This window comes from Azovibrio restrictus DSM 23866 (genome assembly GCF_000429665.1).
GTDB classification, from domain to species: domain Bacteria; phylum Pseudomonadota; class Gammaproteobacteria; order Burkholderiales; family Rhodocyclaceae; genus Azovibrio; species Azovibrio restrictus.
In genome coordinates this window covers 130,421-142,776 of the sequence record NZ_AUCH01000004.1, presented here as the reverse complement: position 1 = coordinate 142,776, position 12,356 = coordinate 130,421, and the positions used below count along the sequence as shown (strand labels likewise).

The following is a 12,356-nucleotide window of genomic DNA, read 5'->3' as shown; positions in this document are numbered from 1 at the left end:
TCGGACGCGCAAAAGTTCCGCTGCGCTCCGCGTTTGCGCGCCGGTGATGGCGAACCACAGGCATCCAGCCAATGAAACATCAACCAGTTGTGGAAGAACTTCAGCGCCTGGGTGTCGAGCACAAGCAAGCTGAATCTATCGTCAATGATCTTTCAGGGTTCGACGCCCATTCTCTGTTATCTGAGTTGCTAGTACGTGGCCTTTGGAGCCTGGTCGTTGACGAGACGAACCTCTCGCAATTGCCGGTAATAGGCGGTGATGCAGTTCTGAGACTCCTAAACAAGGGAATCGACCCCGATGACTTGATGGATGTTATTCGCGAGGCCCAAGTGGACACTATCTACAACGTTGCCCAGCTAATTGATGGGCCAACTAGCGAAACTCACTTTGAAGAAGTTCCTGAACTCCCCAAAAACACGACACATACATGCCAAAGCCATAATTCACAGGTGCCCCATGCGTAAACGGCTAGGGTTCATGTTCATACCGGCACTGTCTGCCCTCATTGCCAGCCTTATTATGGTATCTCTATACGGATATAAAGAAACCGGACGCTGCTACCGAAATGGTTCAATGCTTAGCGCAGAAGAATTGCGCACACAGACTATTAAGAGTTTGCTCACCGCTGAAATGGAATCATCTAGACGCAGCAATAAATACAAGACCTATGTGAAGACTTTCTTAATTCAGCAGAGCTGGACATCAGACGATGTCAAAGATGCCGTCCTTTCAAAGTCCATCTCCAACCTTCAAAAAGAAGCGATCTACCCCATAAATTCGGATCAAGACATTGAGAGAGTACCCAACACGTTCCTGCAGAGCGAATTCTCAATCATTCAATATGGCGCCGGAAATGTACGAATAATTCCGAGCAGAAGCATCGAAGCTATCGACATCAATATCGCAAAGAAAAACATTGCTCCAGAAAGAAAAAAACCGTTCAAACTAAATATTTTTGAACGGGCTCTTGGCTATGGCAACAAATATTTCACAGTGGAAGTTTTCGCATTCATCGACCTAGCCTGTTGCGAGGAAATTTACATCAAATACCCCAAGGCTGGCAAGGCTCCAGAATGGTATGCAGGGCGAATCATCGACTCCATCATCACCGGCGAGCAGCCAATTCGCCGCCATCTCATTACCTCAAATTGTGGAGACATATTACATCGCAGTGAAGACGACTACGTTTGGTACACATTCTAATATCTAATAAAATTTCTCTAGAAAAAAACCATGCCAAACCTCAAAAAATCATTTGCCTTTATTTTTGTTACCCCCTAGCGATCTTCAATAACCCTCTGAACAACCTGAGGTTTTTACAGGGCATCATGAAACAAATTGGAAACAGGCGATTTCAGACCATTGGCCGTGAAAGTCTTGGGTTTTACCAGTATTTTCCGGTTTCACGTACGCGCCTTATTTGGCCGCTTTCCGTAATTGGCAATTTCAGTATTATGAATTTCAGAACAACCGTGGGTTGCAATAGAAAAGTGACAACCTTCCAGGTGCAGGAAAAACATGACGGAACCGAAGCTATGTAAGCGCTGCAACAAGCCAGTCGTTGTCAGCGCCGAGCAATATGATTTGTTCGAGCAAATGCATTGGCTCTGCTTCCATTTAGAGTTCGAACACGAAGGAGACCCGGATACGCCGTGCCAAGACTCCAGCTGCCCTTGGTGGCATATCGAGGTATTTAAAGCCAAGCTCAAGGAAATGGGCGTCGATACAGAAGCGGTGATGAAGGAAGCAATTCGTGAGAGGTGGGGGCTTTGATACAGCAACCCAATCAGGAAGCCAGAGGTTTCTCTCCCCCGGTTCTCGTAACGCGTTCTAGCGATTAAGGTAGGCAGGCAACTCCCATGCACGACGTAAAAGCGCTTATTGCCAAATCCGATTACCTTCAAAGCCATGTGCGGTCTTTGAAGGAAGCTGCGCTGTGTCAGCTTCCCCAAGGACTCGCACTACTTCCCGTCACCCACGCATTGGCGGTCGAACTGGATTCTCACCCAGGCAATGCACGGCCAACCATACTTGAAGAACTAAGTGCTGGCACAGCAGCACTCGCGACAGATATCTCGCGCGCTACTCCTGTCGCCTTTGTTACGACGTTCTACTTCGGAGGCCAAGGAGGTCAGGATGCCATGGTGTGGTTTGGGGGCGAATTAATATTTTCACCTTCCTCAACACCCTATTCTGGTGTATGGCCAAATTCTCCGATTAGCCGAGCATTGCGTATCTTGGGTGTTACCCCTGAAGATGGAAAGGACGAGTTTGACACCGTCGGTCTCGGAAACTTCCGCACTACAGAAAAATGGGCTGAATCTTCCCGTACAAAAGCCACCTGACCCGCCGGCCCCTCACCTCGCACATTAAACCTCATGAAACTCCCCCTCTGTCCAATTTGTGCAAGTTCACTAGAAGAGCGTGCCGTTGCTCCATGTTTCGATTGCGGACACTCTCCCTCAGAGCTTGAAGAATTCGAGAGAGGTGAGCACGAATATCATGTCTTTTCGATCTGGGGTCACGAGTTGGTGCTCTGCGATTTTTGCGATGCGGATTTTGGCTCGTACCATCCGGATTATTTTGGCCTTCCAGCAGGGCCACATCCAGATTACCCACTCCAACTCATTCAAAAAGTAGAACAACCTAGCCTTGCCAAAGATTTTTACTGCCCAAACTGTAAACATCGTTTGGCATTTCTAATTTTCCTCTCCAAGGTGCGCGCAAAAATAAATTGTGACATGCCACCTGATCTGAGAGGCATAGAGTTTGACTGGTTTTCCCTCGATAGCGAAGGCAACATTGCCTTGTTTGCAACTGCTGGCGAGGGCTTTTATTCCGATTCAGTTGCAAATAACCATATTCAGCACACCGCCATTTCTGAAAACATACTTACCCCTCATCTCGGCACAGCAAACATCTGGGAAGACTATGCAGCCATTGGCCTTTATGTCTTCGATTGGGCTCTCCCAGGAGGGCCATACAAAAAAGTGGCATCCCCAAAAATAACTGCCAACCCTTGGTTGTTTGAAAATATCAGTGCAATTCATGATATCCCTCGGTTTCCCAGGTCGTTTCACGATACCTGCACGATATCATCATGGCCTTGAGGAACAGCATTGCTCACATAAAAAAATAAAAAACAAAAGCATCCAAATAAATAACATTTTTCCCTCACATAAAACACCAGCCCCATGACCATCGCCGACGAAATCACATCTACCATTTGTGAATTAGGGCTGGAGTCGAGTGTTCGCCTCCTGCCACCCGCAGAGGCTGAACGAAACATTTACATGGTTCAAGAAAGGTTTGTCGCGGAGCCAACAGCTCGATGGTGGTGGGATTCTTTGAGAAAAGATCTGTCTTTTGTAACTACCGACCCAATCCACCAAGGCTACCGTTATTTGCCCAGTCTATGCCCAGACATGGAGACATGGCTTTTTGCGTCTGATGATGAATTCGCTCCCTGGCCAGTCTTTTCTGGGAATCCATCAGTATTTTCCGCCATTATTGCGGAATGTCGATATTTCGAATATGCGATTGCCAGCCCATCACTGGACTGGATCATCTTTGATAACCATCACAGCATACTGATTGCCACAGGAGAACCCGTTGCCTCGCGTCTTCAACAATTTTTAGGCTAGTTCCACGAGGTCACATTTACTGCCAGCCCGATGTAAAAAATGAAATCCACTCTCACCCCATACACCTGCTTCAAATGCCTCAGAACTTTCAAACGGCCATTTGAGAAAGATGTTTTTTATCGCACCTGTCCGAACTGTGATGGGCAATCTGTACAAATGGATATTCGCTTCCGCCCCCCAAAGAAGTCAGACGCAAAGCAATGGGATAAAGTTAGATTTCTGGTCAACCACGGATTCATATTTCAAAAAATATATAGCAAGGAAGGATACATATGGTGTCGTGAGCGATACCCCGATAATCTAGAACAAGCCAGAGACTTTGTGCAACGATTCAAAGCACAAGCACTGCCAATCCGGATTCCTGAATAATTAATTCATGTACAAAAGCCCGATCCACGCAACATTCCTCCGCCAAATCACCCGCGGGGTCTGCACATGAAAACATTCCATTCAGCATCAATGGGAATCCTGGCCCGAGCCTCAGGCACTGGCGGCCGAGATTGACTTGCTCCGAGACCGGCACAGCCAGCACACACGACAGTCAGCACTTCGACAAGGTTCTGGCCCCCAGAACACGAGCCGGGATGTCCATGGCAACCGGGGCTATCCCTCCGAAGAGCATGAAGCAAGGTTGAAGGCAAACGGCTTCCGTAACCGGATCCAGAGGAAGGGCGCGCGCAACAAGCCGCTGTCCGAGTGCCAGCAGCGGCGTAACAAACGCATCGCCAAGACACGTGCCCGGGTCGAGCATCCGTTCGCGGCGATTGCGTAGATGGGGGGCAAAGTGATCCGCACCATCGGTCAGGCGCGGGCGAGCTTTGCGATGATGATGATGGTGGCCTGCTACAACCTGAAGCGGCTGTTGTATTTCCAGGAGGCCGGAATCAAGGGCAACACCGCAGAGAAAAGCGGTGATTTGCCGAAGAAGTTGAACTGGGTTCGATTGTTCTGCAGCCGGATTAACTGAAAATCTCGGGTTATTCGATGCGCCCTATAGTCAGCCGATCCATTTTGGATGACAATACAATAATTCATTAAAATATATGGGGGTCCAATGGGAAGTTTCTCAATTTGGCACTGGCTGACGGGCGCGCCCCTCCTGCTGCTGCTCACCGCGATCTTTCTAGTATTGTATTTCGTCCTTCGGAAGCACCTGCCGTCGGCCACTCAAGCTATTTCCCATGCATAGAAAATCGATCCTTGTCGCTCTTGCTGCCCTCGTGAGCCCCGTGGCATTGGGACACCCCGGAGGAATAGATGCAGATGGTTGTCACACCAATAGAAAGACCGGTGAATATCACTGTCATCACAGTGGCACAGCAAAACCTAATACTTCCAAATCAACAGAAACTCCTAACATCCAATCCACGCACGTATCACCGCAATCCTCTCGCTCTCTTCCTCCTGGCTGCTATGTTGGCCCTCGTGGCGGAACCTATACGATCACCAAAAGTGGAAAAAAGAACTATGGTGGCTGCTGATCGCTCCCATTGGCGGCATCCAAAGCGGACTTCCGTGCCCTCCATCATTCCACCGGTCCTGATTGAAAAGCTGAGCAGATTGCTCTCCTCCAGGTTAGCTCTTATGAAACCGATTTGCGGAGAAAATACCATGCGTAATGCCGCCACTGTGATGGTCTGTTCGCTTTTAGCTGCCTGCGCTACTCAAGTCACACGCATGGAGGACTTTGCGCACCAGGAGAATTGGGCTGCGGCATTCGAATCCATGCAATACCAGCTTTCAAAGGAAACGCCAGATGCTTTTTCTCGAGCGCGCAGCTTGGTGCAAAACTATCCTAAGGTCCTTCAGTTCGGCTTTGAAACGTTTGCCCCTGACAAACTGAAGAAGTACGGCGATCACGTGGGTGAAGTGGAATGGCACAAGATTCGCCTCAAGTATTTCTGCACCGTTGCCACAACCGAGCAGTGTATTCAAGCAAAGCAGAACGTCGACGAAGCCGAACGTAACATCCGGCCATTGATTGTCGTTCTCCAAGAGTTCTATGAACAACTATCGCCTGCGGAAAGACAATTACTGGATAAGCGACATCGAATCATTATGATCACGAGCAGCGAGGTCGGCGTAGTAACAGATCGTCAGTTGCAGGACATATCTACCCTAGGCCGTACCACTAGCTCACAGCTAGGTGAAGCAGTTGGTTCAGCCGCCTATGTTGACAAGGCATTTTCGGGAAGTCCATCAAACTGGAATTACTCGGTATCAGGTCATATTGGCGCACAGTTCGCCGGTGCGGTAATCGGAAGTATCCTAGGGAAGCAAATTGCGGAGGAAAGCTACCGCATTCAGTACACCATTCGTTACCTAGACGGTCACATCGGCCACGTGGAACAGGTATCAAGTTTCCCAATTGGCCATTCTATCGGCGTATGTTTACGGACAACAGACCTTACCATTCTTAATGATTCCATGTGTAATGGGAGCGTTGAGACGTTCAGGAACTCTCTCAATCTTTGAAAAAGATGTACTGCGAAATTCTGATCGTGCTCGAATAATCTGATGGGGGCTAGCCATCCGCGACTGGTATGCCAGCCTCAATTGTTATACGCAACATTCCTCCGCCAAATCACCCCGCGGGGTCTGCACATGAAAACGTTCCATTCAGCACCAATGGGAATCCTGGCTTTTTTCCCAATCATTTCCCTCTATGCAATTTCACTACCACCAATGGAGATTTTTATTGCTCCTCCGGGAGCGGGAAGATTCCTGGAGCTATTGGCTGAATGGTGGTTTTTTCTGTACTTTATAACAGAATTTTCAATCACCCTGTTTTTCTCCGCACACGCATTCCGGCACACCCATGATAGTGCCTGGAAACGAACGGCATGGATCACTGGATTCTGGCTGATTGGCCCGGTAGTATTTCCTGCTTACTGGTGGACTCATAAAAATTAAAAAAGCAAATCTTGATTAACGCCCCCCAACATGCCCCACCAAAACCCTGCTGAGCACATAAAATCAATCGCACGCCGAACAACCAGACTATTTTTTTGAACCTCATTAGCAGAGAAATTAATGAAGCCTATAGAGGATATGATGCGATGGTTTTTAGTGCTCCTATTTACTGCCGGATCGTTCATTTTCCTTGCCTGCATCGATGGGAAATGGGTTGCTCTGACCATTGCATTTTTTCTTCTTTTGACGGCGATAGGTCTTGCTCGACGACTGCTCTGGGGGCGATGGCTGGCTACAGCAATTCTTCTCCCCTTGGTGCTGATCTTTGTTTTCCCTTCCTTCGGTGATGGCACAGGAAACACCTGGGGAATGGCGCTCGCCTACCTGTTCTGGAGATCTCCACCGCTTTGGGCCATGTGGTTAAGTGTGATCAGCACGTTTGGCATTCTCCTGTTGCCCCTGGCTGTAATTTCCGGAAAATCCTCTGTTTTTCGAAATGGGCTCTGGTAAAGACTCCGCCCAAAAAAATGAAAATTCACGGTTATGCAGACCAAGGTCTGAAAATTGAAGAAATCGTGCCAGCTGAACTGGCCGAAATAACCCTGGTTGCCACACCGGAGGAACTACGCCGGATTGCCAGGTTCCTGGAGCGCTGTGCCGACGGAATGGAGTGTCGAGGCCAGTCATGGGAGCATGCGCATCTGGCTGACCAGGACCGCTACTTCAGCAACGCTCCCCACCTGGTCGTCTGCAACCCGGACTGGGGCTCCTGAGCGGGCCTCTCCCCCGCAACTACGGCAGCAGTTCCACCGGGGTGCCGGTCGGGACCTGTTGCCAGACCTGTTCCATGTCCTCGTTGCTGAGGGCCACGCAGCCGTCGGTCCAGTCGAAGCGCTGGGTCCAGGGGGCCAGGGCGCCCAGGCCGTTTTTCTGGCCGTGGATCATGATCTGCCCGCCGGGGGCGACGCCCCGTTTCCTGGCGGCGGCCAGGTCCGCCCCGTTCGGGTAGGAGATGTGAATGGCCTTGTAGAAGGCGCTGTCGGCCTTCTTGTAGTCGAGCAGGTAGCGGCCTTCGGGGGTACGCCGATCCCCTTCCTGCTGCTTGTGGCCCAGGGGATTGCCCCCCAGGGCCACGGGAAATTCCCGCAGCACCTGGGTCCCGGCCAGGAGTTGCAGCTTGCGCTCCCCTTTCAGGACCCGCACCAGATCCACTTTCGCCTCGGCGGCCAGGATGCCGGAGGCGCCCAGACCCAGCAGCAGCCCCCCGGCCAGTCTCCGCCAGGCCCGCCGGGTAGCCATCATTCGATACCGTAGTCTATGGTCACCACCACCCGGGCCTTCTTGGCGATGGTGCTCTTGTCGTAGACGCCGCCGTAGTCGCTGGCATCGCTGTTGGCGCTGGCGGGGAGGATGTAGAAGGCTCCCTGGGAGGCCGAGCGCATGGTGCCCACCTGCACGTTGCCCACCTGGGCAAATTCCTCGGCCCGCTGGCGGGCGTTGCGGGTGGCGGCGCCGATCAGGGACATCTTGATGCTTTCCAGGTCGGAAATCAGGTAGCGGGGCGCATCGTAGGTGACCGGGTGGCCTTCGGCGGCGAGCTGGATGATGGCCTTGTGGGCCTGGGTCACCCGGGCCAGGTCCTGGCTGCGCAGCAGCAACTGCTGGCTGGCCACGTAGCCCCGCTGCACCATGCGGAAATCGCCCCGGGCGTTGGCTTCTTCCACCATGTTCGGCACCACTTCCTCGGGCCCCTCTTCCAGGCCGCTGGCGGGAAAGCCCTGGGTGGCCAGGAATTCGTTCAGCACCGGGCGCAGCTTGCGCATCTTTTCCAGGGCCTCGGCAAACTGGGCTCCTTCCACCCGCAGCCCCAGGGACCATTCGGCCAGGTCGGCCTGCACGGGTTTTTCCGCCAGCCCCTTGACGACGATGCTCTGGCGATTGTCTCCCAGGGTCTTGAACTTGCCTCCCAGGATGAAGGCGGCGGCGCTCATGCCTGCCGCGAGTAAGACGCCCATCAGCACCAGGGCCCAGCCATTACGGTTTTCCATGTGGATATCCCATGTCAAAAGCATCGATTATCCATGGCTGCAGCTTTCATGACCATGGGTCCAGGTGATTTCCGGCAGGAAGTTGGGCCGGCGCCGGGCCGGCGGCCGCCGTTTACAAGGCGGCGCGGCGCTCCCGGCGGCGATAAAGCCAGAGAGCGGGAGCGCACAGCAGCACCAAGAGCACCGCCATAGCCAGCAGGGGCCAGCGCCGGGGCGGGTTCCATTCGGCCCGGCGCTGTTCCCGTTCCTGGTAGTCCAGACGCTGGTACATGAGGGTGTTGTTGCTCACGTCCGCCGGCTTGCGGTTCTTCAGCCAGCTGTGGGCAAGCACGTAGCTCTTGGGGTGGAAGGCGTAGATCCAGGGCGCGTCGTGCTGCACGATGCGGTTCATGCGGCGGATCAGCTCCAGGCGCTCCGGGGAGTTTTCCATGGCCTTCATCTGCAGGAACAGGCGGTCGAATTCCGGATTCTCGTAGTTGGAGGAGTTCTGCCCGCCCTGGTGATGGGCCCGCCCCTCCTTGCCGTGCAGCAGGAAGAAGAAGTTCTCCGGGTCCGGGTAGTCGGCATTCCAGCCCAGGAAGTAGAGCTGCACCGTGCCTTTTTCCAGCTTGTCCTGGAAGCGGTTGAAGTCCGTGGCCCGCACCACCAGCTGGATGTCGATCTTCTGGAACTGGCGGGTGAGCCAGTCCAGCCGGGCCTTGTCTCCCATGCCCCCGACCGTGGTATCCAGGTTGATCACCAGGGGTTCGCCGGTCCTGACGTGGCGGCCATTGGGCCAGCCGGCTTCGGCCAGGAGGCGCTTGGCCTCCGCCACGGACTTGCGCCGGGGCTTGCCGTCCACCCAGTCATAGACATAGGGGTTGATGCCCCGCTCCCCCGCCTCGAAGCCGAACAGGCCGGGCGGCAGGGGGCCCATGCCGGGAATGCCCCGGCCGTTCATGAACACGGAGATGAATTCCTCCTGGTCCAGGGCGATGGAGAGGGCCTGGCGCAGCTTGGCCGAGGCTTCGTCCATGCCGCCCACCACCGGGTCCTTCATGTTGAAACCCATGTAGAACAGGGAGGAACGCACGGTGGTGAGAAGCCGGATGCCCCGGGCCTGCATCTCCTCGGAGACGGACACGTCCCCACCCACATCGACGCGCACGGCCTGGTCGAAACTGTCGGAAGAAATGCCGGAAGCGTCGTAGTAGCCCTGGAGGAACTTGTTCCAATAGGGAATGGCTTCCTTTTCCCGGGTGAACACCGCCTGGTCGATGAAGGGCAGCGGCTTGCCGCAGTCGGCCAGGAGGCCGGCGGCCTGGTCGCCGGCCTCACCCTCGCAGGGGTAGGTGGCGCCCTGGAAATGGGGGTTGCGGGACAGCACCATGCGCCGGTTGGGGTCGTTCTCGCTGAGCATGTAGGGGCCGGTGCCCACGGGCCACCAGTCCAGGGTCAGGTTCTTTTCCGACATGCCGGGCTGGCTGAAGAAACGATCCACCTCCCGGGGCACCGGGGCGAAAAAGGGCATGGCCAGCCAGTAGGCAAACTGGGGATAGCGGCCCTTGATGCGGATGCGCCAGGTGTAGTCATCCACCTGCTGCACTCCTGCCAGGGGAAAGGCATCCAGGTCCAGCCAGGGCTGCTCCGGATTGGCCTTGTGGGCGGCCTCCAGGGCCTGCCCCAGCTCTTTGAGGCCGACGATCTTCTCCGCCATCATGCCGAAGATGGGCACGTTCAGGCGCGGATGGGCCAGGCGCTTGATCTGGTAAATGTAATCCTCGGCCCGGAGCTCCCGGGTGCCGGTTTCGGGAAAGTCGCCGATCACGTACTTGTCGGCCAGCTCCGCCCGGCTCATCTCCAGGTAGCGGGGCCGGCCCGCCGGGTCCAGGGCGAAGGCGGGATGGGGCTGGTAGCGGATGCCGGGCTTCAGCTGCAGCTCATAGACGCTCTCGGCCACCAGCCCGGCGGGGGCATTGGCCGGCAGACGGCGGCCGGCGGCGTCGTAGAGCTCCGGCTCCGGCACCTGGCGCACGGTGGCGGGTTCCAGGGTGTAGGGGCGTTTCAGGTAGTGGTACTGGAGCGGCGGCTGGTAGATTTGGCCGGTGAACACCGATTCTTCCTCGGTGTAGGACTGGGCCGGGTCCAGGTGCTTGGGGCGCTCGGTGAAGGCCGTGTAGAGGATGTTGGCGCCGCTCTCCGCCAGGGGGTAGGGATCATTCCAGACCTGGCCGCAGGCGGCGAGGAACACGGCCAGGGCCGGCAGCAGCAGTTTGACGGGATTCGGCATGGGCGAAAGTGTAGCCCAAAGCGGATCAGGATTTTTCCCGGTCCGCCACCGCTTCTGCACCGGACGCACCGGACTCCCCTGCCCCGCCCAGGCCCGGCCAGCCGCCGCCCAGGGCGGTCACCAGGCGCATGCTGGCCTGGAGCCGGTCGCGCCGCACGTCCAGGGCGGCCCGCCGGGCGGCCAGGGTGGCATTCTGGGCCACCGCCACTTCCAGGAAGGAGACCAGCCCTTCCCGGTAGCGGTTGGTGACCAGGCGTTCGTTCTCCTCGGCCAGGGCCACCACCTTCTCCTGCTGGCGGGACAGGTCTTCCAGGGCCCGCAGCCGGGCCAGGGCGTCTTCGGTCTCCTGCAGGGCCGCCAGCACGGCGGCCTTCCAGGCGGCGGCAGCCTCTTCCTGAGCAGCTTCGGCCTGATCCACCTGGGCGCTGCGAGCGCCCCCGTCGAACAGGGTCAGGGCCAGGGCCGGACCCACGGCCCAAACCTTGTTGGGGGCATCCAGCCAGCCGCTGGCCTGGCCGGCCCGGTAGCCGCCGGAGAGGTTCAGGGTCAGGTCCGGCAGCCAGGCGCTCATGGCCACGCCGATGCGGGCGTTGGCGGCGGCCACCCGCCGTTCCGCCGCCGTCAGGTCAGGGCGCCGGGTCAGCAGGGCCGCCGGCACCGCCGCCGGGGCGGCGGGCAGTTCCGGCAGGCTGGCGTCGGCAGCGATGTCCAGGGCGGCGGGGGGCCGCCCGGCCAGGACGGCGATGGCGTTTTCCGCCCGGGCCCGCTGGTCCACCAGCTCCAGCAGCTGGGCCCGGACGTTTTCCAGCTGGCTCTGGGCCTGGACCACGTCGGCCCGGGCCGCCATGCCGGCTTCGTACTGGTTGCGGGTCAGGGTGAGGGAGCGCTCGTAGGCAGTGATGGTCTCCTGCAGCAGGGTGCGCTGGCGGTCCAGGATGCGCAGGGTGACGTAGTTCTCCGCCAGGCTGGTCTGCAGGGAGAGCCGCAGAGCGGCGGTTTCGGCTTCGGCGGCCTCCAGCTCCGCCCGGCCCGCCTCGGTCTGGCGCCGCACCCGGCCCCAGAGATCCGGCAGCCAGCTCAGGGCCAGCCCCAGGTCGTGGCTCTTGCTCACCTGCCCGGCACTGCTGCTGCGGTTCACGGCCACATTGCCCTGCACCTGGGGGAAGAGTTCCGCCTGCTGCCCCTTCAAGGCTGCCTCGGCCTGGCGCAGCCGGGCCCGGGCCTGCTCCAGCCCGGGATTGGCCGTCGCCAGTTCCAGGAGCAGCCCTTCCAGGCGGGCATCGGCGAAGGGCCGCCACCAGGCGGCATCCCCTCTTTCCGTCCCGCCGCCGGGGGTGGCCGGCAGCCAGCCGGCCCCGTGCTTGAAGCTGGCCGGCATGCTGTCCAGGCGGGAGGGCTGGTGCTCGGGGCCGATGGCGCAGGCGCAGAGTCCCAGAACCAGGGGCAGCGCGAACAGGGAGCGAAGAGGCAGGGGTTTCATGG

The 12,356-nt window shown here is 56.8% G+C and carries 15 protein-coding genes and 1 pseudogene; 12 read left to right on the top strand and 4 right to left on the bottom strand.

Features of this window, described 5'->3' with window-relative positions:
• Window positions 1–71: 71 nt before the first annotated feature.
• The 12 genes and pseudogenes from G474_RS23200 to G474_RS23165 all read left to right on the top strand — a co-directional run bounded on the left by G474_RS23200 (window position 72) and on the right by G474_RS23165 (window position 7,330).
• Entirely contained in the window at window positions 72–464 is a 393-nt protein-coding gene (locus G474_RS23200) for a hypothetical protein (RefSeq protein WP_156919164.1), read from the top strand.
• Window positions 457–1,203 carry a hypothetical protein gene (locus G474_RS0105700; RefSeq protein WP_156919163.1) on the top strand — a complete coding sequence of 249 codons (747 nt, stop codon included), beginning with the start codon at window positions 457–459 and terminating at the stop codon, window positions 1,201–1,203. Before G474_RS23200 ends, G474_RS0105700 begins: the two co-directional genes overlap by 8 nt.
• 315 nt (window positions 1,204–1,518) lie before the next feature.
• Window positions 1,519–1,773: a hypothetical protein gene (locus G474_RS0105695; protein ID WP_026686134.1), complete on the top strand. Its 255-nt coding sequence runs from the start codon at window positions 1,519–1,521 to the stop codon at window positions 1,771–1,773.
• An 86-nt stretch (window positions 1,774–1,859) separates the two neighbouring features.
• The gene (locus G474_RS23195; RefSeq protein WP_156919162.1) at window positions 1,860–2,345 is read left to right on the top strand and encodes a hypothetical protein; all 486 of its coding nucleotides are present in this window, start codon (window positions 1,860–1,862) and stop codon (window positions 2,343–2,345) included.
• A gap of 33 nt (window positions 2,346–2,378) precedes the next feature.
• Window positions 2,379–3,110 (top strand): hypothetical protein, encoded by a 732-nt coding sequence (locus tag G474_RS23190; RefSeq protein WP_156919161.1) that lies wholly within the window; start codon window positions 2,379–2,381, stop codon window positions 3,108–3,110.
• 84 nt (window positions 3,111–3,194) lie between these two features.
• On the top strand, window positions 3,195–3,644 hold the full coding sequence (locus tag G474_RS23185) for a DUF6756 family protein (RefSeq protein WP_156919160.1): 450 nt from the start codon (window positions 3,195–3,197) through the stop codon (window positions 3,642–3,644).
• Between the two features lie 512 nt (window positions 3,645–4,156).
• Window positions 4,157–4,611: pseudogene (locus G474_RS19710) on the top strand (transposase); the annotation flags it as partial.
• Between the two features lie 214 nt (window positions 4,612–4,825).
• Window positions 4,826–5,125 (top strand): YHYH domain-containing protein, encoded by a 300-nt coding sequence (locus tag G474_RS24555; protein ID WP_084513580.1) that lies wholly within the window; start codon window positions 4,826–4,828, stop codon window positions 5,123–5,125.
• Window positions 5,126–5,255: 130 nt separating this feature from the next.
• Window positions 5,256–6,119, top strand: coding sequence for a hypothetical protein (locus G474_RS23180; RefSeq protein WP_156919159.1), 864 nt, complete (start codon window positions 5,256–5,258; stop codon window positions 6,117–6,119).
• A 129-nt stretch (window positions 6,120–6,248) separates the two neighbouring features.
• On the top strand, window positions 6,249–6,557 hold the full coding sequence (locus tag G474_RS23175) for a hypothetical protein (RefSeq protein ID WP_156919158.1): 309 nt from the start codon (window positions 6,249–6,251) through the stop codon (window positions 6,555–6,557).
• Window positions 6,558–6,677: 120 nt separating this feature from the next.
• On the top strand, window positions 6,678–7,067 hold the full coding sequence (locus G474_RS23170; protein ID WP_026686130.1) for a hypothetical protein: 390 nt from the start codon (window positions 6,678–6,680) through the stop codon (window positions 7,065–7,067).
• Between the two features lie 17 nt (window positions 7,068–7,084).
• Window positions 7,085–7,330 carry an Imm32 family immunity protein gene (locus G474_RS23165; RefSeq protein ID WP_026686129.1) on the top strand — a complete coding sequence of 82 codons (246 nt, stop codon included), beginning with the start codon at window positions 7,085–7,087 and terminating at the stop codon, window positions 7,328–7,330.
• A 19-nt stretch (window positions 7,331–7,349) separates the two neighbouring features.
• Here the strand turns inward: G474_RS23165 and G474_RS23160 are convergent, their stop codons facing one another.
• The 4 genes from G474_RS23160 to G474_RS19705 all read right to left on the bottom strand — a co-directional run bounded on the left by G474_RS23160 (window position 7,350) and on the right by G474_RS19705 (window position 12,354).
• On the bottom strand, window positions 7,350–7,859 hold the full coding sequence (locus G474_RS23160) for a L,D-transpeptidase family protein (protein ID WP_211228062.1): 510 nt from the start codon (window positions 7,857–7,859) through the stop codon (window positions 7,350–7,352).
• Window positions 7,856–8,605, bottom strand: a complete 750-nt coding sequence (locus G474_RS23155) for an SIMPL domain-containing protein (RefSeq protein WP_026686127.1) — start codon at window positions 8,603–8,605, stop codon at window positions 7,856–7,858. Before G474_RS23155 ends, G474_RS23160 begins: the two co-directional genes overlap by 4 nt.
• A gap of 112 nt (window positions 8,606–8,717) precedes the next feature.
• Complete coding sequence (locus tag G474_RS0105655) at window positions 8,718–10,874, bottom strand: ABC transporter substrate-binding protein (protein WP_026686126.1); 2,157 nt, start codon at window positions 10,872–10,874, stop codon at window positions 8,718–8,720.
• A gap of 25 nt (window positions 10,875–10,899) precedes the next feature.
• Window positions 10,900–12,354 carry an efflux transporter outer membrane subunit gene (locus tag G474_RS19705; RefSeq protein WP_051281925.1) on the bottom strand — a complete coding sequence of 485 codons (1,455 nt, stop codon included), beginning with the start codon at window positions 12,352–12,354 and terminating at the stop codon, window positions 10,900–10,902.
• Between the last annotated feature and the right edge of the window lie 2 nt (window positions 12,355–12,356).

What these genes read in the sequence shown, in the direction of transcription:
- G474_RS23200 (WP_156919164.1), top strand. Translation starts at nt 72, where the DNA reads ATGAAACATCAACCAGTTGTGGAAGAACTTCAGCGCCTGGGTGTCGAG.
- G474_RS0105700 (WP_156919163.1), top strand. Translation starts at nt 457, where the DNA reads ATGCGTAAACGGCTAGGGTTCATGTTCATACCGGCACTGTCTGCCCTC.
- G474_RS0105695 (WP_026686134.1), top strand. Translation starts at nt 1,519, where the DNA reads ATGACGGAACCGAAGCTATGTAAGCGCTGCAACAAGCCAGTCGTTGTC.
- G474_RS23195 (WP_156919162.1), top strand. Translation starts at nt 1,860, where the DNA reads ATGCACGACGTAAAAGCGCTTATTGCCAAATCCGATTACCTTCAAAGC.
- G474_RS23190 (WP_156919161.1), top strand. Translation starts at nt 2,379, where the DNA reads ATGAAACTCCCCCTCTGTCCAATTTGTGCAAGTTCACTAGAAGAGCGT.
- G474_RS23185 (WP_156919160.1), top strand. Translation starts at nt 3,195, where the DNA reads ATGACCATCGCCGACGAAATCACATCTACCATTTGTGAATTAGGGCTG.
- G474_RS24555 (WP_084513580.1), top strand. Translation starts at nt 4,826, where the DNA reads ATGCATAGAAAATCGATCCTTGTCGCTCTTGCTGCCCTCGTGAGCCCC.
- G474_RS23180 (WP_156919159.1), top strand. Translation starts at nt 5,256, where the DNA reads ATGCGTAATGCCGCCACTGTGATGGTCTGTTCGCTTTTAGCTGCCTGC.
- G474_RS23175 (WP_156919158.1), top strand. Translation starts at nt 6,249, where the DNA reads ATGAAAACGTTCCATTCAGCACCAATGGGAATCCTGGCTTTTTTCCCA.
- G474_RS23170 (WP_026686130.1), top strand. Translation starts at nt 6,678, where the DNA reads ATGAAGCCTATAGAGGATATGATGCGATGGTTTTTAGTGCTCCTATTT.
- G474_RS23165 (WP_026686129.1), top strand. Translation starts at nt 7,085, where the DNA reads ATGAAAATTCACGGTTATGCAGACCAAGGTCTGAAAATTGAAGAAATC.
- G474_RS23160 (WP_211228062.1), bottom strand. Translation starts at nt 7,859, where the DNA reads ATGATGGCTACCCGGCGGGCCTGGCGGAGACTGGCCGGGGGGCTGCTG.
- G474_RS23155 (WP_026686127.1), bottom strand. Translation starts at nt 8,605, where the DNA reads ATGGAAAACCGTAATGGCTGGGCCCTGGTGCTGATGGGCGTCTTACTC.
- G474_RS0105655 (WP_026686126.1), bottom strand. Translation starts at nt 10,874, where the DNA reads ATGCCGAATCCCGTCAAACTGCTGCTGCCGGCCCTGGCCGTGTTCCTC.
- G474_RS19705 (WP_051281925.1), bottom strand. Translation starts at nt 12,354, where the DNA reads ATGAAACCCCTGCCTCTTCGCTCCCTGTTCGCGCTGCCCCTGGTTCTG.